This window comes from Streptomyces scabichelini, from assembly GCF_011045015.1.
Taxonomy (GTDB): Bacteria; Actinomycetota; Actinomycetes; order Streptomycetales; family Streptomycetaceae; genus Streptomyces; species Streptomyces scabichelini.
Window position 1 is genome coordinate 1 of the sequence record NZ_JAAKZY010000038.1, and the last position, 16,987, is coordinate 16,987.

The following is a 16,987-nucleotide window of genomic DNA, read 5'->3' on the forward strand; positions in this document are numbered from 1 at the left end:
GCGCAGGAGCGGATCTCTGCTCGGGGACGCGGGGTTCGGGCTCCGGCTGAGGCGGGTTGGGCGTCTCGCTGGGGTTCCGGTGGGCGGGCGGCTGCCCGCCGGGGACGTTGGTCGAGGTGGGATTGGTGGCGCCGACGTCGGCTGGGTTGTCCTCCTTGGCGGGAGGTATTCGTTTCTGCGCTGCCTCGCCGTCACGCGTCGCGGGCCTGCCCACGGGGCGCAACGCGGCCAGACGGCTTCCCTCGGTCGTCTCCTGCTCGCCGCCCGCGGGCGGCTCCGGCTTGTTGCGGGGCGTGAACCAGCCGCCCTCGCCGCTGCCCCCTGAAGTGCCGTTGTCCGCCGACGTGGTGGTCGGAGCGTCCATGGTGTGCCTCGCCTCGAACATCTTTCGGTCGGTCTGCGCACTTCCTCGATCGGAAGATGCCTGCTTTCCCCCGCAGACGGCTTGCTTTTCCGTTCTGTCCTGTCGGCCAATGCGGCCATATTCAAGTCCGGAATCCTGCAACTACGGACAAGTAAGGCAAGAATGTGACATTGGCCGCACTACCGTCATCGCAGCGTCCCATCCCTCACCAACACCCGGCCGCATTACGGAGAATGCGGGTCTTCGATCTTTCCGTCCCGTTAGGCTGCGTTGACCTGCACTCGTTCCCCGCAGGACGCGCGCGCGACACGTGCGCACATCACACCGGACACGAACCGGAGTCGACCATACCGGTCACCGTCCGCCGCACAAGTCCCCTGTTCCTTGCGCCCCGAATTAACAGGGACCGGGGCATCAATTCCTTCAATTACCGGGTGCGCCGGACCAGTTCATAGGCATCCAACAGATCCCGCCCCACGTAGGAGTGCATGGCCAGACCCGCCAGATGCTGATCCGCATTGACGGCGACGGATACCGGAACTGCCCCGAACAGGTCCTTGTCCGACATCGAGTCCCCGTACGCAATACAGTCCGCCCGCCCCAATCCGAACTCCGCGCAGAGCCGGTCCGCGATCTGCACCTTGGCCGCGGCGCTCAGAATCCCCGACGGATTCACGGGCTCGGTGAACGGCACGGAAGGGAAGCGTGAACCGTAGGCCGCATGCGCACCCCATTCCGTCAACCGCTCCACGAAGAACGACGGCGAGAGCGAGACGACGGCGCAGTAGTCGCCGCTCCCCCTGATATCCGCCCAGACGTCCTCGATGCCGGACAGCCAAGGCGCCCCTGAGAAGGCCGCCGCCACATGCGCCTCGGTGAGGTCCGTCCAGAGAGCATGCACCAGCGTCGCGTACTCCCGCGGGCTTATGCGTCCCGCGCCGACCGCCTCGTCGAGTGCCACGGTCTCGGCTTCCAGCCCGAGCTGCCGGGAGATCTCCACGGGCGCCGAGCTGCCATGCAGCAACGTCCCGTCCAGATCGAAGAGATGAAGTCTCGCCATGTACGCCGAGGCTAGTACGAGGGGTTACTCCCGCTGTCAGACGTCCTCGCGGCTCCCGCCCGGCACGGTGTTTCACGTGAAACTAACCCGCCCCGCTCGCCGGGCCACCCTCGTTGTCCATGTAGCCGCTTCCGCTTGCTGGCTCGGGCTCACGCTCGGGCTGCTCGCGCTCGGGATCACCGCGACCACCACCGGTTCCGCGATGACCGTGGAGGCCGCCGTCCGCGCCATGAAGCTCTTCGCCGACTGGCTGCTGCTCCCCCTCGCGTTCCTTACCTTCCTCAGCGGTCTGGTGCTGTCCCTGGGCACCCCGTGGGGTCTGGCGAGGCACCGATGGGTCTACACGAAGTTCTGGCTGACCCTGGTCACGATGACCGCCACAGTCTTCGTGCTGCGGCCGGGGGTCAACTCCGCGGTCGCCGCCGTCTCCGCGGGCGGACCGCTGCCCGACGTCAGCGAGGTACTGGCCGGACCGATCGTCTCGCTGTCCGCATACGTCTTCATGACGGTGATCTCGGTCCTCAAGCCATGGGGGCTGACTCGGCGTGGTCAAAATCTGCGTTCGGCTGCCCGGAAACCGGTGGACGCCGAGGGCGCCCGTCAGACAGCCTGACCAGCGTGCCGACTCCTTCCCCCGCCGCCATGCCCATCCGCCGTCTGACGCCTCGTGACCTCGCCGCCTGCGCCGACTTGTCCGAGAACCGGGGCTGGCCCCGTGAGGAACACAAGTGGGGTCTGCTGCTGGCGGCGGGCACGGGCTATGGCATCGACGACCCGGACGGCGGCCTCGTCAGCGCCTGCGTCGTGACCTCGTACGGACCACGGGAGCGCCCCGACCTCGCCGGGATCGGCATGGTGCTGGTCGCCGAGCGGTACGCCCGCCAGGGCATCGGCCGCCGCCTGATGCGGCACGTCATCGCAGAACTGGGCGACACCCCGCTGACCTTGCACGCGACACCGTACGGCCACCCGCTCTACGAGGAACTGGGCTTCAAGACCACCGGCCGGGCCGAGATGGTCTGCGGGCACTTCACACCCGGTGGGCCGGAGCCCGAGGCCACGACGCGTGCGGCCACCGCCGGGGATGTCCCCGCGATCCTCCGTCTCGACGAGGAGGTGTTCGGCACCGACCGCACACACATGATCACGCGACTGCCCGCCTTCGCCGACCAACTGCGCGTGGCCGAGGACGACGGCCGGATCACCGGCTACGCGGCCGCCTGGCCCAACCTGGACAACCATGTCGTGGGCCCACTGATCGCCCGGGACACGGAGACGGCAAAGGCGCTCATCGCCTCGCTGGCTGCTCACACCGACCGCATGCTGCGCACCGACATCGACGTACGGCACGAGGAACTGCTGACGTGGGTCAAGGAACGCGGTCTCGTCTCCATGGGCTTCAACGCCGTCATGACGTACGGCATCGTGGAGCTCCCCGGCGACTGGACGCGCCGGTTCGCTCCGCTGACTGTGGCGGCGGGCTAGACGAGGCTTGCAGGACGGTTGCGTGGGGGCGGGGCCGGTTCTGGCCCCGCGATCGACTACGTCGCGCACGCGCGGTTCTGGCCCCGCGATCCACCACGTCGGGCACGCGGTGTCCCGGGCCACCGGTCAGTGATGGGTGGCGGTCTTCTGTTCGGCCTTCTGTTCGGCCGGCTCTGCGGACGCCACGACGAGGCTCGGGCCGTCGGTGCGGCGCTCCAGGGCGGCCGACAGGACGGCGAGCACCAGGGCCGCGGCGGCGAGGGCGGCGCCGACCCAGTTCGGGGCGGTGTAGCCCAGGCCGGCCGCGATGACGAGGCCACCGAGCCAGGCCGAGAGGGCGTTACCGAGGTTGAAGGCGCCGATGTTCACGGCCGAGGCCAGCGTCGGGGCGCCGTGCGCGTGGTCGAGGACCCGCTTCTGGAGCGGTGGCACGGAGGCGAATCCGAGGGCACCGATCAGCGCGATGGTCACGGCGGCCGCGATCTTGTTGTGCGCAGTGAGCGTGAACAGGGCGAGTACAACGGCGAGGGCGCCCAGGGAGACGTACAGCATCGGCATCAGGGCGCGGTCGGCGAACCTGCCTCCGACGAGGTTGCCGCCCACCATGCCGAGGCCGAAGAGAACGAGAAGCCAGGTGACAGAGCCGTCGGCGAAACCGGCGACGTGCGTCATCATCGGCGCGATGTAGGTGATCGCCGCGAAGACACCGCCGAAACCGAGGACGGTCATCGCCATGGCGAGCAGCACCTGGACGTTCTTGAACGCGGCCAGTTCGTGGCGCAGGTGCACGCCCTCCGCCTTGGGCAGGTCGGGGACGAGTTTGGCGACACCGGCCAGGCCGGCGACGCCCAGGGCGGCGACTGCGGCGAAGGTGACGCGCCAGCCGACGGACTGGCCGAGGAGCGTGCCGAGCGGCACACCGACGACGTTGGCGACGGTCAGACCGGTGAACATCATCGCGATGGCCCCGGCCTTCTTGTCGGGCGCCACAAGTTCCGCGGCGACGACCGAGCCGATGCCGAAGAAGGCGCCGTGGGCGAGCGAGGCGACCACACGGCCGATCAGCATGACGGCGAAAACGGGGGCGACGGCGGAGAGCAGGTTGCCGACGATGAACAGACCCATCAGCAGCATCAGCATCCGCTTCCGGGACACCTTGGTGCCGAGGACGGTCATGATCGGGGCGCCGAACATGACGCCGAGCGCGTAGCCGGTCACGAGGTAGCCGGCAGTGGGGATGGAGACCCCGAAGTCTCCCGCGACCTCGGGCAGCAAGCCCATGATCACGAACTCGGTGGTTCCGATGCCGAAGGCCCCGATCGCGAGGGCCAGAAGCGCGAGAGGCATGGGTGGGTACACCTTCCCAGACGATTGCAGTAGCACTTAGCGTGCGAACACAATAGTTGCATACGCTCTATACCTGCAAACGCGGTCTATTGCGCTCGTGGTCTACCCTTGTGTCAGCCGCTCCGGGACGGAGAAAAGCCATGACAGCGACGGACCCCGCGCTCACCGCCCTCGCCCAGGGCTGGTGCGCCCTCTCCCTGCTCCACGGGAGGATCGAGGCCCACATCGAACGCGCCCTGCAGACCAAGCACGGCCTGAGCGTGCGCGAGTACTCCCTGCTCGACGTACTCAGCCGCCAACACGACGGCGACGGCGGACACCTGCAGATGAAGCAGGTCGCCGACGCGGTCGTGCTCAGCCAGAGCGCCACCACCCGCCTGGTAACCCGGCTCGAGGACCGGGGACTCCTCTCGCGCTACCTGTGCCCGACCGACCGCCGTGGCATCTACACGAACGTCACCGAGGCGGGTCTCAAGCTCCTCGAAGAGGCGCGTCCCACCAACGACGCCGCCCTGCGTGAGGCACTCGACGAAGCCGCCAGGAACCCCGAACTGGCCCCGCTGGTCCGGGTCGTGGAGTCGGTGAGCGCGTCCACGCCTGCGCCCGTCTAGGACGGGCCTTCGCAGGACGTGCCCGCATAGGCTGCTGACATGGGAGACCTTGAGATACGGCCGGCTGACGCGGACGACGTTCCCGCCATCGTCGCGATGCTCGCTGACGACCCGTTGGGCGCCCAGCGCGAGTCACCGGACGACCTGACCCCGTACCTGACCGCGCTGGACCGCCTGAGGAGCGACCCGAACCAGCACCTGGTCGTCGCCGTACGCGAGGGCCGCCTCGTCGGCACCCTCCAGCTCACGATCATCCCCGGCCTGTCCCGCAAGGGAGCAACCCGCTCAATCATCGAAGGGGTCCGCGTTCACGCCGACGAGCGCGGCAGCGGCCTGGGTACCCGGCTCATCGAGTGGGCCATCGACCAATCCCGAAGCGAAGGCTGCCAGTTGGTCCAGCTGACCTCCGACGCCACCCGCACCGATGCCCACCGGTTCTACGAACGGCTCGGGTTCACGGCCTCACACGTCGGGTTCAAGCTTCCCCTCTGAGGCGGAAGCGCATGATGGGTGTCTCACGTTATGGAGCGCCATGTTTCACGTGAAACATGGCGCTCCTCGTCCTACCGACGCTCTCGTCACGCAGGACGCCACCCGTCCGACGCTGCGGCTAGCTGATCCCCCGCCATCCCTCGGGGTCCACTCCACCCGGCACCGGTGCTCCCTCGTCGTACGGCTGCCGCGTGAAGACGAACGACCCGAGGTCCAGGTGACTCACCGACCCGTCGGGGTGCCGCACGGCCCGCAGAACCTCGCCCGCGTAATAGCCGTCGAGCCCCGTCCATGTCCCGTCACCGTTCGCCCGGAAGCGCGAGCGACGCCCATTGCCCGACAAGGGTCCTAGCGAGACGCCACCATGGGCCGTGAGCCGCATCGCGGAGGCCTGCGTGCCCCAATACCACGGCCCTGCCAACTCCAGTACGGATCCGTCGACTTCGGGCAATGGCCGCCACGGCTCAGGAAACCGGGGCTCGGCCTCGGCGACGATGCGTACGAGGTCTGCGGCGACCGTCGTCACCAGCGGGCCCGAGGTGCAATTGGCGAGCACGACGGCGGCCAGATCGTCCTCGACGCTGACCACAAGACCGGCGAGGAAGCCCGGCAGGGACCCCGAATGCCCCACGAGAATCCGCCCGTCCCGGTGCTGGATCTGCATGCCGAGGCCATAGGCCGTACCGGCCGCCACCTCCGCGGCTTCGGGCGGCGCGGCAGGCGTACGCATCTCCAGCACGGACTGCGCGCTCAGCACACGGTCGTCTCCCTTGCCCAGGAAGGCAGCAAAGCGCGCCAGATCACCTGTGGTCGACCAGAGCTGACCGGCCGACGCCATCCGGCCCAGATCCTCGGTGGGCTCCGGCAGCATCACGTCCGCCCACGGATGCACGGCCCAGCCGCCTGCATGCGGTGCCTGCGGACGACCGCTCGTACGTTGCAGCCCCAGCGGTTCGAGCACCTCGCGCCGCAGGACCTCCTCCCAGGGGGCGCCCCTCAGCTCCTCGACCAGTGCGCCCAGCAAGGTATAGCCGGGGTTCGAGTAATGGTGGCGCCGCCCCACGGGGTGCCGCTGCGGCTGCTCACCCAGCACGTCGGCGAGTTCGGGGCGCAGGGATCCCGGCGTACGCTCCCACCAGGGCGCGGGCGACTCGGCCGCCAATCCGCCCGTATGCGCGAGCAGTTCGGCGATCGTCGCCTCTCCCGCCCCTGTGCCCGGCAGGTGCTTCTCCAGCGGATCGCCCAGGTCCAGCATCCCCTCGTCGCGCAGCCGCAGCACCAGTACCGCGGTGAACGTCTTGGTGATCGACCCGATCCGGTACTGCACGTTCTGGTCCGGCCCGTGCCCGTCCACCGATGTGCGCGCCCCGTGCCACACCGCCTCCTCGCCCCGCACGACCGCCGCCACCAGCGACGGCGCCCGACCCTCTGCCTGAGCGGTGGCGATACGGTGCAGCAGAGCCCGGCGCGTACCGGGCAGCAACTCTTCCTGAGATGTCGTCATGAGCCCAGTCCACCCCGCCGGACGCCGCGCGTCGAGCTCATTCAGCCACGCTATGAGGGATGCCGTGGAGCACCGGTTACCGCAGGCGTCGCGCTCGCGGGACGGTGTCGCGGGTGTGGTGTGTGCCGGCAGGGGCGGGAGCGGTTCGTGGGCGGGTTTCGTTGATCAGGACCGTCCAGTTGTGGTCGAGGAGCCTGGCGATGTCGTCGGGCTGGTAGTAGTCACGGGGGTCGAAGCCCTGTTCCGGGCGTGGGGCCAGGTCGGCGAGGTCGTGGGTGGAGAAGAGCAGCGTGCCGCCGGGTGCGACGGCGTCCAGCAGGCCGCGCAGCGCGGTGTGGTCCGGCTGGTGTGGGAGCGGGAAGTAGTGGGCGGACACAAGGTCGAACGCGCCGACTGGGGGTGGCGTGCTGGTCAGGTCGGCCTGTGTCCACGCCACGCGGCCGGTGAAGTCCGTGGCTGCCGCGGCTGCTGCGGCGGCGCGTTGCAGGGCGGCCTGTGAGATGTCGACCGCGGTGACCTGCCAACCGCGCCGGGCCAGCCAGAGTGCGTCGGCGCCTTCACCGCACCCCACGTCGAGCGCTTGCCCTGGCGGTAGGTCGGTGACCTCAGTGACGAGCACTCCATTGGGTGCGCCGCTGAAGACCCGGTCGCGGCTGCGATACATCTCGTCCCAGGACTGTTTGTCCATGTGTCCTCGCACTAGGTACCGGAGTCAGAGGTCAGGAATCGGCCGCCACCGACCCTCGCTCACACGAGGGGGGCCACTCGCTGTACATCGTCCTCCTCGGCTTCAGGGCGGAGTGTAGGGTCTCGCCACCGATGACATGTCGATCTTCTGTGACCTGCTGGTTCTCTGTTGTCACCGCAATGCCATCCAAGATCAGTCTCAGATCGATGCCATTTCCTCGGCGGAACGATGAGTCTGCGGCTGAGCCATCGAGCACGAGGACTACATGTGAGCTCAGATCGCGCACCGATGAGTTTCCCGCGCTGCGCCGGTCTGTACGCGTGAGACCGACTCACGGAAGGCTGGCCCCATGCGGAAACTGATCTACGGCATGAACCTGACCCTGGACGGCTACATCGCCGCGCCCGGCGACGACATCGGCTGGAGCATGCCGAGCGACGAGCTGTTCCAGTTTTGGTCCGACCAGTTGCAGGCGACCGACCTGTCGCTGTACGGGCGCAAGCTGTGGCAGACGATGAGCTCCTACTGGCCGACCGGCGACCAGCAGCCCAACGCCACCCCGGCAGAGATCGAGTTCGCGCGCCGCTGGCGGGACATGTCGAAGGTGGTGTTCTCCTCGACGATCGACAAGGTCGACTGGAACACCCGCCTGGTCACCAGCGACGCGGTCGCCGAGATCACCCGGCTCAAGGCCGAGGACGGCGGCCCGATGGACATCGGCGGCGCGACGCTCGCCGGGGCGGCCATGCGCGCCGGGCTGATCGACGAGTACGCGATCGCGGCCCATCCGGTCCTGGTGGGCGGCGGCACGCCGTTCTTCACCGCGCTGGACAGCTGGGTGAACCTGAGCCTAGTGGAGACGCGGACGTTTCCCGGCGGCGTGACCCTGACCAGGTACGAGACGAGGCGCTGAGCGCCCGTCCGGGAGTCACGGGCCATATGCTCCGCGGGTGACACGCCCTGAGTGACCCGGACTACCGCCCGAGCCACCCAAACGAGTGAAGCCCCTGAACCGCAAGTCTCATGGCAGTGGCATCTCTGCCATCCATCTGCCAACTGCCGTGAGATTCTGCCAAGGCTTTTGAGACCCTGCACGGAGGGCCAGGCTCAGGCCTGCATATCCACAAAGCGCGAGTAGTGGCCCTGGAAGGCAACCGTGATCGTCGCTGTTGGACCGTTACGGTGCTTGCCCACGATGATGTCCGCCTCACCCGCGCGCGGAGACTCCTTCTCGTACGCATCCTCGCGGTGCAGCAGGATCACCATGTCCGCGTCCTGCTCGATCGACCCGGATTCACGCAGGTCGGAGACCATGGGCTTCTTGTCCGTACGCTGCTCGGGGCCACGGTTCAGCTGCGACAGCGCGATCACCGGAAGCTCCAGCTCCTTGGCCAGGAGCTTCAAATTCCGCGACATGTCCGAGACTTCCTGCTGTCGGCTCTCGGCCCGCTTGGAACCGCCCGACTGCATCAGCTGCAGATAGTCGATGACCACAAGCTTCAGGTCGCTGCGCTGCTTGAGACGACGGCATTTGGCGCGGATTTCCATCATCGACAGGTTCGGGGAGTCGTCGATGTAGAGCGGAGCGGCCGATACGTCCGGCATCCGGCGCGCGAGCCGAGTCCAGTCCTCGTCGGTCATCGTGCCTGAACGCATGTGGTGCAGAGCCACGCGCGCCTCCGCAGACAGCAGACGCATCGCGATCTCGTTGCGGCCCATTTCGAGCGAGAAGATCACACTCGGCATGTTGTGCTTGATCGAGCAGGTCCGCGCGAAGTCCAACGCCAGCGTCGACTTACCCATGGCAGGGCGAGCCGCGATAATGATCATCTGACCCGGGTGCAGACCATTCGTGAGCTGGTCGAGGTCGGTGAAACCGGTCGGGACACCGGTCATCTCCCCCGACCGCGAACCGATCGCCTCGATCTCGTCGAGCGCACCCTCCATGATGTCGCCGAGCGGCAGGTAATCCTCCGTGGTGCGCTGCTCGGTGACCGCGTAGATCTCGGCCTGGGCGCTGTTGACGATCTCGTCGACGTCACCGTCGGCCGCGTATCCCATCTGCGTGATGCGCGTACCGGCCTCCACCAGACGGCGCAGCACCGCACGCTCATGAACGATCTCCGCGTAGTACTCGGCGTTCGCCGCCGTCGGCACCGTCTGAACGAGGCCGTGCAGATACGACGCGCCGCCGACCTTGGTGATTTCGCCACGTTTGGTGAGCTCGGCGGCGATCGTGATCGGGTCGGCGGGCTCACCCTTCGCATACAGGTCGAGGATCGCGCTGTAGATGGTCTCGTGCGCCGGCCGGTAGAAGTCGTGGCCCTTGATCAGCTCGACGACATCGGCGATGGCGTCCTTGGAGAGCAGCATGCCGCCGAGGACGGACTGCTCGGCGTCCAGATCCTGCGGCGGTACACGCTCGAAGGACGAACCTCCGCCGTCCCAGACGCCGTTGTCCCGTCCGCGATCGTGTTGCTCGTCGCGACCCCTGCCACCATCGCGCCGACGGGAGGCGGGCAGACGATCACTGGGACCGCTGTCGGCCCACGGGTCGTCCAAGGGCTCGGAAATACTCACCGAGCCACCTCCTCCCGTCCGCCGAGCGGACCTAGCCGTGCCTCATCTTTTCTACGGCACGGCACTGACAAATGAGAGGCCCAACTCCGGTTCTCACGCGTCGGTTTTACGAGGTTTCCGAGGACGGAAGAGGGAGTGGGCGCCGGACCACGTTAGGCCTGCGGGCACCGTCAGCCAATCTGGTTATCCACAGGCCATGTGGACGACCGCCCCGATGCTGTGGAGAACCTCGCAAAACCTGTGCACGACCCGGTGGACAGGCCTGTGAACAAGCCCTCCACTCGTTCCTCACGAGCGCTGTGACCTGCACATTTCCCGTCCACCGGCTGTGCAGAAGAAAAACTTCCGGACTGGGACCGAGATCGTTACGAAGGCCCCCCAGTGGCACCTTCCACGCGAACTTAAGTAAGGGTCGCGGTGGCATTGCATCTCTTACCTGTGGAAGATTAGATTGATGGGCATGACACAGGCTTCAGCGGCGCCCAAGGCCGCCCGACGCCGGCACGACCGAGAGATCGTCGCGCTGGCCGTCCCGGCCTTCGGCGCACTCGTCGCCGAGCCTCTCTTTCTCATGACCGACAGCGCCATCGTCGGTCATCTCGGTACGCCGCAGCTCGCCGGTCTCGGCGTTGCCTCGGCCCTCCTCACCACGGCCGTCAGTATCTTCGTCTTCCTCGCGTACGCGACCACGGCCGGCGTCGCCCGCCGCGTCGGCGCGGGAGAACTGCAAGCGGCGATCCGCCAGGGCATGGACGGCATCTGGCTTGCGCTCCTTCTGGGAGCAGCCGTCATCGCCGTCGTCGTACCGACGGCGCCCGCCCTGGTGGAACTCTTCGGCGCTTCGGACACCGCCGCTCCCTACGCCACCATCTATCTGCGGATCTCGGCGCTCGGCATCCCCGCGATGCTCGTCGTTCTCGCCGCCACCGGAATCCTCCGCGGACTCCAGGACACAAGAACACCGCTGTACGTCGCCATCGCAGGCTTCGTCGCCAACGCCGCCCTCAATGTCGGCCTCGTCTACGGCGCGGACCTCGGCATCGCCGGCTCCGCCTGGGGCACCGTCATCGCCCAGTGCGGTATGGCCGCGGTGTATCTGACCGTCGTCGTCCGTGGAGCCCGGAAACACGGCGCCTCGCTGCGGCCGGACGCCGCCGGGATACGCGCCAGCGCCCAGGCGGGGGCGCCTCTGCTGGTACGTACGCTCTCGTTGCGGGCCATCCTGATGATCGCCACCGGCGTGGCTGCCCGGCTCGGGGACGCGGACATCGCCGCACACCAGATCATCCTGGGGCTGTGGAACCTGCTCGCCTTCGCCCTGGACGCGATCGCCATCGCCGGTCAGGCGATCATCGGACGCTATCTCGGCGCAGGCGACGCCCAGGGCGCCCGCGCCGCCTGTCGCCGCATGGTGGAGTGGGGCATCGCGGTCGGTGTCGTACTCGGCCTGCTGGTGATCGTCACCCGGCCGCTCTTCGTCCCGCTCTTCACCAGTGACTCGGTGGTCAAGGACGCGGCTCTGCCCGCCCTCGTCGTGGTGGCCCTCTCCCAGCCGGTCTGCGGCATCGTCTTCGTACTCGACGGAGTCCTGATGGGTGCCGGAGACGGCCCTTACCTGGCACGGGCGATGCTCGTGACGCTCGCCGTCTTCACGCCTGTCGCCCTGCTCGTACCTGTACTCGGCGGCGGCCTGACCGCTCTGTGGGCAGCGATGACATTGATGATGGCGATACGGATGCTGACACTGTGGCTGCGTTCCCGCTCCGGTCGTTGGCTCGTCACGGGCGCCACGCGCTGAGCAAATCCGGATCGCACGAGTGCTCTGCGCTCAGCAAACCCAGCCATGCTGAACGAACACGACCGCGACGGGCTCGCTCGGTTTCACGTGAAACGAGGAGCAACTCGCGGACCGATGCACGCCGTTTCACGTGAAACACACTCTCTATGCTCCTCAGCCTCTACGCTCCTCAGCCAAGCCGCCTGCCTCCAGGGGACACGGAGACCGCGGCTGGCCCTGCCCTCATCAAGGGGATAAACAGCGTGGGGCCGCACCCCGAAGGGTGCGGCCCCACGCTGTTTCAGCGAGCGCAGCGGTTACGCCGCGACGACCTCGATGTTGACCTTGGCGGCAACCTCGGGGTGCAGACGCACGGACGTCTCGTGGGCGCCCAGCGTCTTGATCGGCGAGCCCAGCTCGATGCGGCGCTTGTCGACCTCGGGGCCACCGGAAGCCTTGATCGCCGAGGCGATGTCAGCCGGGGTGACGGAACCGAAGAGACGACCGGCGTCGCCGGAGCGGACGGCCAGGCGGACCTTGACGCCCTCGAGGCGGGCCTTGATCTCGTTGGCCTGCTCGATGGTCTGGATCTCGTGGATCTTGCGAGCGCGACGGATCTGCTCGACGTCCTTCTCGCCGCCCTTGGTCCAGCGAATCGCGAAGTTTCGCGGGATCAAGTAGTTGCGGGCGTAACCGTCCTTGACGTCGACGACGTCGCCCGCAGCGCCGAGGCCGGAGACCTCGTGGGTGAGGATGATCTTCATGTGTCGGTCACCCTTCCCTTATCGCGCGGTGGAGGTGTAGGGCAGCAGCGCCATCTCACGGCTGTTCTTGACGGCCGTGGCGACATCACGCTGGTGCTGCGTGCAGTTGCCGGTCACGCGGCGGGCACGGATCTTGCCGCGGTCGGAAATGAACTTCCGCAGCATGTTCGTGTCCTTGTAGTCCACGTACGTGACCTTGTCCTTGCAGAAAGCGCAGACCTTCTTCTTCGGCTTGCGCACAGGCGGCTTCGCCATGATGTATCTCCTGTGTGATCAAGAAGTGTGGGTGCGAACCCGCCCTAGAAGGGGGGCTCGTCCGAGTAGCCGCCGCCGGAGCCGCCGGAGCCACCGGAGCTTCCGCCCCAGCCGCCACCGCCGCCACCCTGCGGGCTGCCGCCGGCCGGCGCACCGGTCGCCCAGGGGTCGTCGGCGGGAGCGCCGCCGCCCTGCTGCTGACCGCCACCGGGGCCTCCGCCCCAGCCGCCGCCCTGCTGACCGCCGCCGCCACCGCCGCCGTAACTGCCCTGGCCACCTCGGCCGGTGGTCTTGGTGACCTTGGCCGTGGCGTTGCGCAGGCTCGCGCCGACCTCGTCGACGTCGAGCTCGTAGACCGTGCGCTTGACGCCCTCACGGTCCTCGTAGGACCGCTGCTTCAGCCGGCCCTGCACGATGACGCGCATGCCTCGCTGGAGCGATTCGGCGACGTTCTCCGCCGCCTGACGCCAGACCGAGCACGTCAGGAACAGGCTCTCGCCGTCCTTCCATTCATTGGTCTGACGGTCGAAGGTGCGGGGGGTGGACGCGACACGGAACTTCGCGACCGCCGCACCGGAAGGGGTGAAGCGCAGCTCGGGGTCGTCGACAAGATTGCCGACGACCGTGATGACGGTCTCGCCTGCCATGGGGGAACCTCTCGGCGGGTTTGCTGCTGGCTGCTTGGTGCTGCTACTCGATGCCCGATATCAGCTGAGCGGGAGAGCTCAGTGCATCTCGGGACGGAGGACCTTGGTCCGGAGGACCGACTCGTTCAGGTTCATCTGGCGGTCGAGCTCCTTGACGACCGCAGGCTCGGCCTGCAGGTCGATGACCGAGTAGATGCCCTCGGGCTTCTTCTTGATCTCGTACGAGAGACGACGACGGCCCCAGGTGTCGACCTTCTCGACCTTTCCATTGCCCTCGCGGACGACGGAGAGGAAGTTCTCGATCAGGGGAGCAACGGCGCGCTCCTCCAGATCGGGGTCGAGGATGACCATCACCTCGTAGTGACGCATGTAGAACCCACCTCCTTTGGACTCAGCGGCCACGGTCGTTCCGTGGCAGGAGGGTCGTGATGCGTAGCAACGGTATCGGCCACCACTGACAATCGGGCCCGCCACTCAGCGGACCGAGTGGGGGTCGTGCCATGGCCTGGGCAGACACCGGTGCAGACGGTACAGACTACCCGCACACCCGCTTCCGGTTGAAATCAGGGGGTGGGGGCCGCCAATCTGTACACATCGGGTGTGTATGGCGCTACGATGCGCCGTTTTCCGCAGGAGGTGCCCTATGGCACAGACAGTGCGCCCCAACGTCGCCGGATCCCTGTTCGCCACCGATCACAAGCCCCACCCGCTCCAGGACACGCTGCTCGCCGTAACACTGGTGCTGGGGGCGACGTCCTTCATCACGGCGATGTTCCACCACCTGCATCTGATCAGCTCCTGGACGGGGCTGCTGGGGATCATCACGGGAGCGGCCGGACAGTTCGTCTCCGTGACGACCCGGGAGCGCTTCGGTCTGATTCTGGGTCTCGGTGCGGCGGGTGTCGGCTTCATGCTCGGCATGGCGCACGGCGGTCTCTTCGGCGGAGTCATCGGCTGAGCCGTCTCCCGACGGACGGGGACGTCGGCGGACGGCCCCCCACTCCCGGTCCGAACTCCCGGTCCAACGGCTGGAGAACACTTCTGGCTGTCCCGGCCGTGTATCGGCCGGACCCAGGTTCCGTAGGGCCAGACGGGGCGCTCGCAGGGCGCAGTAGGCTTCGGCGCGAGAGCCGGAGCCCCTGTACCCATGGGGACACACCAGCCCGAGGAGCGCCCCGAATGAGCCTGACCCTGAGGACCATCAGCCGAGAACAGCATCTGGCGTACATCCAGAGTCTGTCCGCGGCAAGCCACATGCAGGTCCCCGCCTGGGCAGACGTCAAGGCGGAGTGGCGCTCCGAGAACCTCGGATGGTTCGACGACAGGACCGGCGAGATGGTCGGGGCGGGCCTCGTGCTGTACCGGCAGCTTCCCAAGATCAAGCGCTACCTCGCCTATCTGCCCGAGGGTCCGGTCATCAACTGGTTCGCGCCGAATCTGACCGAGTGGCTGGATCCCATGCTCGCCCATCTCAAGCAGCAGGGTGCCTTCTCGGTGAAGATGGGCCCGCCGGTGATCATCCGACGCTGGGAGGCCTCTTCGATCAAGAAGGGCATCCAGGACCCGGACGTGAAGCGGCTGCGCGACATCGAGGCCGACTTCATCGAGCCGCGCGCCTTCGAGGTCGCCGACCGGTTGCGGCGCATGGGCTGGCAGCAGGGCGAGGACGGCGGGGCCGGCTTCGGCGACGTACAGCCTCGCTACGTCTTCCAAGTGCCGCTTGCCAACCGGTCGTTGGAGGACGTCCACAAGGGTTTCAACCAGCTGTGGCGACGCAACATCAAGAAGGCCGAGAAGGCGGGCGTCGAGGTCGTCCAGGGCGGCTACCAGGACCTGGAGGAGTGGCAGCGCCTCTACGAGATCACGGCTGTACGCGATCACTTCCGGCCCCGCCCGCTCTCGTACTTCCAGCGCATGTGGACGGCTCTCAACAACGAGGACCCCAACCGCATGCGGCTCTACTTCGCCCGGCACAACGGCGTGAACCTGTCCGCCGCGACGATGCTGGTCGTCGGCGGGCACGTCTGGTACTCGTACGGCGCCTCGGACAACATCGGGCGTGAGGTCCGGCCCTCGAACGCGATGCAGTGGCGCATGCTGCGCGACGCCTACGCGCTCGGTGCCACGGTCTATGACCTGAGGGGCATCTCCGACTCGCTGGACGAGACGGACCACCTCTTCGGCCTGATCCAGTTCAAGGTGGGCACGGGCGGACAGGCCGCCGAGTACCTCGGCGAGTGGGACTTCCCGCTCAACAAGCTGCTCCACAAGGCGCTCGACATCTACATGTCCCGCCGCTGACGCCTCAGAATTTGCCTTCATACCTCTGATACACCGCAGCCACGAGAAAGGTTCCAGGTCCGGCCATGGCGCTCACCCTCTACGTCGACACCGCGCGCTGGCGGGCGCACCACAAGCACGTGTCCGAGCAGTTCCCGGGGCTCGTCCCCGTCTGTAAGGGCAACGGCTACGGCTTCGGTCACGAGCGGCTGGCGGACGAGGCCACACGTCTCGGCTCGGACGTCCTGGCCGTCGGCACGACGTACGAGGCCGCGCGCATCAAGGACTGGTTCGGCGGCGACCTGCTGGTGCTGACGCCGTTCAGACGAGGCGAGGAGCCCGTGCCGCTGCCCGATCGCGTGATCCGCTCCGTCTCGTCGGTCGACGGGGTCTACGGCCTCGTGGGCGCGCGCGTCGTCATCGAGGTCATGTCCTCGATGAAGCGGCACGGTGTGAGCGAGTACGACCTCCCCCAGCTCCACGCCGCCATAGAGAACGTGCGGCTCGAAGGCTTCGCGATCCACCTGCCGCTGGACCGTACCGACGGCTCGGACGCCGTGGAGGAGGTCATCGGCTGGATGGACCGGCTGCGCGCGGCCCGGCTGCCGCTGCACACCATGTTCGTCAGCCATCTGAAGGCCGAGGAACTCGCCCGCCTGCAGCAGCAGTTCCCGCAGACCCGTTTCCGCGCCCGCATCGGCACGCGGCTGTGGCTGGGAGACCACGAGGCGACCGAATACCGCGGAGCCGTCCTGGACGTCACGCGCGTCTCCAAGGGCGACCGTTTCGGCTACCGGCAGCAGAAGGCTGCCTCGGACGGCTATCTGGTCGTCGTGGCCGGCGGTACGTCGCACGGGGTGGGCCTGGAGGCTCCGAAGGCCCTGCACGGCGTCATGCCGCGCGCCAAGGGCGTCGCCCGTGCGGGCCTCGCCACGGTGAACCGGAACCTTTCTCCGTTCGTCTGGGGCGGCAAGCAGCGCTGGTTCGCGGAGCCCCCGCACATGCAGGTGTCGATCCTGTTCGTGCCGGCGGACGCTCCGGAACCGAAGGTCGGCGAGGAGCTGGTGGCCCATCTGCGGCACACCACCACGCAGTTCGACCGGATCGTCGAGCGCTGATCGCCCAAATCCTCA

At 67.6% G+C, this 16,987-nt stretch carries 18 protein-coding genes and 1 pseudogene; 9 read left to right on the top strand and 10 right to left on the bottom strand.

From position 1 onward, the window contains the following. A pseudogene (locus G5C60_RS14580) lies at window positions 1-364 on the bottom strand (globin domain-containing protein); the annotation flags it as partial. 427 nt (window positions 365-791) lie between these two features. Beyond that, on the bottom strand, window positions 792-1,424 hold the full coding sequence (locus G5C60_RS14585) for an HAD family hydrolase (RefSeq protein ID WP_165259020.1): 633 nt from the start codon (window positions 1,422-1,424) through the stop codon (window positions 792-794). 76 nt (window positions 1,425-1,500) lie between these two features. On the opposite strand from G5C60_RS14585, the gene G5C60_RS14590 reads away from it, so the two are divergent. Together G5C60_RS14590 and G5C60_RS14595 are read left to right on the top strand one after the other, a co-directional pair. Further along, window positions 1,501-2,037 (top strand): DUF2269 family protein, encoded by a 537-nt coding sequence (locus tag G5C60_RS14590; protein ID WP_338145821.1) that lies wholly within the window; start codon window positions 1,501-1,503, stop codon window positions 2,035-2,037. Between the two features lie 5 nt (window positions 2,038-2,042). Then, window positions 2,043-2,909: a GNAT family N-acetyltransferase gene (locus G5C60_RS14595; protein ID WP_165259025.1), complete on the top strand. Its 867-nt coding sequence runs from the start codon at window positions 2,043-2,045 to the stop codon at window positions 2,907-2,909. A gap of 126 nt (window positions 2,910-3,035) precedes the next feature. Here the strand turns inward: G5C60_RS14595 and G5C60_RS14600 are convergent, their stop codons facing one another. Then, complete coding sequence (locus G5C60_RS14600; protein ID WP_165259027.1) at window positions 3,036-4,256, bottom strand: MFS transporter; 1,221 nt, start codon at window positions 4,254-4,256, stop codon at window positions 3,036-3,038. Between the two features lie 140 nt (window positions 4,257-4,396). Between G5C60_RS14600 and G5C60_RS14605 the strand changes: the two genes are divergently transcribed. After that, entirely contained in the window at window positions 4,397-4,867 is a 471-nt protein-coding gene (locus G5C60_RS14605; RefSeq protein WP_165259029.1) for a MarR family winged helix-turn-helix transcriptional regulator, read from the top strand. 39 nt (window positions 4,868-4,906) lie between these two features. Then, the gene (locus G5C60_RS14610) at window positions 4,907-5,359 is read left to right on the top strand and encodes a GNAT family N-acetyltransferase (RefSeq protein ID WP_165259031.1); all 453 of its coding nucleotides are present in this window, start codon (window positions 4,907-4,909) and stop codon (window positions 5,357-5,359) included. Between the two features lie 118 nt (window positions 5,360-5,477). Here the strand turns inward: G5C60_RS14610 and G5C60_RS14615 are convergent, their stop codons facing one another. Together G5C60_RS14615 and G5C60_RS14620 are read right to left on the bottom strand one after the other, a co-directional pair. Then, window positions 5,478-6,863, bottom strand: a complete 1,386-nt coding sequence (locus G5C60_RS14615; RefSeq protein WP_165259033.1) for a serine hydrolase domain-containing protein — start codon at window positions 6,861-6,863, stop codon at window positions 5,478-5,480. 76 nt (window positions 6,864-6,939) lie between these two features. Further along, complete coding sequence (locus tag G5C60_RS14620) at window positions 6,940-7,551, bottom strand: class I SAM-dependent methyltransferase (protein WP_165259035.1); 612 nt, start codon at window positions 7,549-7,551, stop codon at window positions 6,940-6,942. A gap of 349 nt (window positions 7,552-7,900) precedes the next feature. On the opposite strand from G5C60_RS14620, the gene G5C60_RS14625 reads away from it, so the two are divergent. After that, window positions 7,901-8,464, top strand: a complete 564-nt coding sequence (locus G5C60_RS14625) for a dihydrofolate reductase family protein (protein WP_165259037.1) — start codon at window positions 7,901-7,903, stop codon at window positions 8,462-8,464. Window positions 8,465-8,658: 194 nt separating this feature from the next. On the opposite strand, the gene dnaB is transcribed toward G5C60_RS14625, so the two are convergent. Next, the gene (gene dnaB / locus G5C60_RS14630) at window positions 8,659-10,131 is read right to left on the bottom strand and encodes a replicative DNA helicase (RefSeq protein ID WP_165259039.1); all 1,473 of its coding nucleotides are present in this window, start codon (window positions 10,129-10,131) and stop codon (window positions 8,659-8,661) included. Window positions 10,132-10,591: 460 nt separating this feature from the next. Here dnaB and G5C60_RS14635 point away from each other — a divergent pair, with 460 nt between their 5' ends. Continuing rightward, window positions 10,592-11,929: an MATE family efflux transporter gene (locus G5C60_RS14635; RefSeq protein WP_165259042.1), complete on the top strand. Its 1,338-nt coding sequence runs from the start codon at window positions 10,592-10,594 to the stop codon at window positions 11,927-11,929. 296 nt (window positions 11,930-12,225) lie between these two features. Here the strand turns inward: G5C60_RS14635 and rplI are convergent, their stop codons facing one another. The 4 genes from rplI to rpsF form a co-directional block, all read right to left on the bottom strand. Further along, window positions 12,226-12,672: a 50S ribosomal protein L9 gene (gene rplI, locus G5C60_RS14640; RefSeq protein ID WP_033321283.1), complete on the bottom strand. Its 447-nt coding sequence runs from the start codon at window positions 12,670-12,672 to the stop codon at window positions 12,226-12,228. An 18-nt stretch (window positions 12,673-12,690) separates the two neighbouring features. Next, entirely contained in the window at window positions 12,691-12,927 is a 237-nt protein-coding gene (gene rpsR / locus G5C60_RS14645) for a 30S ribosomal protein S18 (protein ID WP_003949403.1), read from the bottom strand. A 44-nt stretch (window positions 12,928-12,971) separates the two neighbouring features. Further along, the gene (locus G5C60_RS14650) at window positions 12,972-13,574 is read right to left on the bottom strand and encodes a single-stranded DNA-binding protein (RefSeq protein ID WP_165259044.1); all 603 of its coding nucleotides are present in this window, start codon (window positions 13,572-13,574) and stop codon (window positions 12,972-12,974) included. A gap of 78 nt (window positions 13,575-13,652) precedes the next feature. Then, window positions 13,653-13,943, bottom strand: a complete 291-nt coding sequence (gene rpsF / locus G5C60_RS14655) for a 30S ribosomal protein S6 (RefSeq protein WP_086797674.1) — start codon at window positions 13,941-13,943, stop codon at window positions 13,653-13,655. 274 nt (window positions 13,944-14,217) lie between these two features. Here rpsF and G5C60_RS14660 point away from each other — a divergent pair, with 274 nt between their 5' ends. The 3 genes from G5C60_RS14660 to G5C60_RS14670 all read left to right on the top strand — a co-directional run bounded on the left by G5C60_RS14660 (window position 14,218) and on the right by G5C60_RS14670 (window position 16,972). Next, window positions 14,218-14,532 (top strand): hypothetical protein, encoded by a 315-nt coding sequence (locus tag G5C60_RS14660; RefSeq protein ID WP_165259046.1) that lies wholly within the window; start codon window positions 14,218-14,220, stop codon window positions 14,530-14,532. A 221-nt stretch (window positions 14,533-14,753) separates the two neighbouring features. Continuing rightward, window positions 14,754-15,875 (top strand): peptidoglycan bridge formation glycyltransferase FemX, encoded by a 1,122-nt coding sequence (femX, locus tag G5C60_RS14665; RefSeq protein WP_165259049.1) that lies wholly within the window; start codon window positions 14,754-14,756, stop codon window positions 15,873-15,875. Window positions 15,876-15,940: 65 nt separating this feature from the next. Next, window positions 15,941-16,972 (top strand): alanine racemase, encoded by a 1,032-nt coding sequence (locus G5C60_RS14670; protein WP_165259051.1) that lies wholly within the window; start codon window positions 15,941-15,943, stop codon window positions 16,970-16,972. Window positions 16,973-16,987 lie beyond the last annotated feature (15 nt).

Coding starts and splice junctions, on each gene's coding strand:
- G5C60_RS14585 (WP_165259020.1), bottom strand. CDS start 1,424: ATGGCGAGACTTCATCTCTTCGATCTGGACGGGACGTTGCTGCATGGC.
- G5C60_RS14600 (WP_165259027.1), bottom strand. CDS start 4,256: ATGCCTCTCGCGCTTCTGGCCCTCGCGATCGGGGCCTTCGGCATCGGA.
- G5C60_RS14615 (WP_165259033.1), bottom strand. CDS start 6,863: ATGACGACATCTCAGGAAGAGTTGCTGCCCGGTACGCGCCGGGCTCTG.
- rplI (WP_033321283.1), bottom strand. CDS start 12,672: ATGAAGATCATCCTCACCCACGAGGTCTCCGGCCTCGGCGCTGCGGGC.
- rpsF (WP_086797674.1), bottom strand. CDS start 13,943: ATGCGTCACTACGAGGTGATGGTCATCCTCGACCCCGATCTGGAGGAG.
- G5C60_RS14660 (WP_165259046.1), top strand. CDS start 14,218: ATGGCACAGACAGTGCGCCCCAACGTCGCCGGATCCCTGTTCGCCACC.
- G5C60_RS14635 (WP_165259042.1), top strand. CDS start 10,592: ATGACACAGGCTTCAGCGGCGCCCAAGGCCGCCCGACGCCGGCACGAC.
- G5C60_RS14650 (WP_165259044.1), bottom strand. CDS start 13,574: ATGGCAGGCGAGACCGTCATCACGGTCGTCGGCAATCTTGTCGACGAC.
- G5C60_RS14670 (WP_165259051.1), top strand. CDS start 15,941: ATGGCGCTCACCCTCTACGTCGACACCGCGCGCTGGCGGGCGCACCAC.
- G5C60_RS14605 (WP_165259029.1), top strand. CDS start 4,397: ATGACAGCGACGGACCCCGCGCTCACCGCCCTCGCCCAGGGCTGGTGC.
- femX (WP_165259049.1), top strand. CDS start 14,754: ATGAGCCTGACCCTGAGGACCATCAGCCGAGAACAGCATCTGGCGTAC.
- rpsR (WP_003949403.1), bottom strand. CDS start 12,927: ATGGCGAAGCCGCCTGTGCGCAAGCCGAAGAAGAAGGTCTGCGCTTTC.
- G5C60_RS14620 (WP_165259035.1), bottom strand. CDS start 7,551: ATGGACAAACAGTCCTGGGACGAGATGTATCGCAGCCGCGACCGGGTC.
- G5C60_RS14625 (WP_165259037.1), top strand. CDS start 7,901: ATGCGGAAACTGATCTACGGCATGAACCTGACCCTGGACGGCTACATC.
- G5C60_RS14610 (WP_165259031.1), top strand. CDS start 4,907: ATGGGAGACCTTGAGATACGGCCGGCTGACGCGGACGACGTTCCCGCC.